This is a genomic window from Streptomyces sp. NTH33 (genome assembly GCF_003236365.1).
Lineage (GTDB): Bacteria > Actinomycetota > Actinomycetes > Streptomycetales > Streptomycetaceae > Streptomyces.
The window spans coordinates 1-695 of the sequence record NZ_POTZ01001047.1; the positions used below are offsets into that span (position 1 = coordinate 1).

The following is a 695-nucleotide window of genomic DNA, read 5'->3' on the forward strand; positions in this document are numbered from 1 at the left end:
CGGCTACACCGCCCGCCGCGTCGGCGTCGCCGCCGGCTCGCTCGCCGCGGCCGTCGCCGCCTGCCTCGTGCTCCGCTTCGCCTACCAGGGGCTCCGGATCGCCGACTCGGGCTCCTTCGTGACACTCCTGGTCGTCGTGATGTTCGCGGTGTGCAGCGCGCTCGCCTTCGGCCACACCTGGGAGGGCTTCCGCAAGCGCCCCGACCCCGACCGCCATGCCTCCCTGCGCGGCCTGCTCGCCGTCGGGTTCACCGGCTCCCTCCTCGCCTACTTCTTCCGCTCGCTCATCGAGGCCCCCGGCGAGAAACTGCACCGCGAGGAGTACCAGCGCGCCCGCGAACAGTACGAACGCTGCGTCACCCGCCGCTCGGGCAACCCGTCGAAGAGGCGCCGCCGCTCCTGACCGGACGCACCCCTCCCCGAGCCGGAGACAATCCCCGCACTCCCCTTGACGGCACCCTTGCCGCGCGCCTTAATCATCACATGGTGAATATCGCGTCGGGTCCACCCGACCCGCCCACGCATGCCGTCCGCGCCGAAGCCCTCACCGTCGTCCGGGGCCCGCGCACGGTCCTGCGCGGCCTCGACTTCACGGTCCCGCGCGGCCGCGTCACCGGCCTGCTCGGCCCCTCCGGCTGCGGCAAGTCCACCCTCATGCGCGCGATCGTCGGCACCCAGGCCAAGGTCGGCGGCAC

Annotated in this window: 2 protein-coding genes; both read left to right on the top strand. The window is 73.2% G+C overall.

Annotated elements, in window-relative coordinates; genetic code table 11:
• Positions 1-403, top strand: a 403-nt coding sequence (locus C1I97_RS38375; RefSeq protein WP_111007407.1) for an EamA/RhaT family transporter, incomplete at its 5' end; no start/stop codon positions are given.
• Positions 404-483: 80 nt separating this feature from the next.
• Positions 484-695: ATP-binding cassette domain-containing protein (locus C1I97_RS38380; RefSeq protein ID WP_146608473.1), on the top strand; the 212-nt coding region annotated here is incomplete at its 3' end.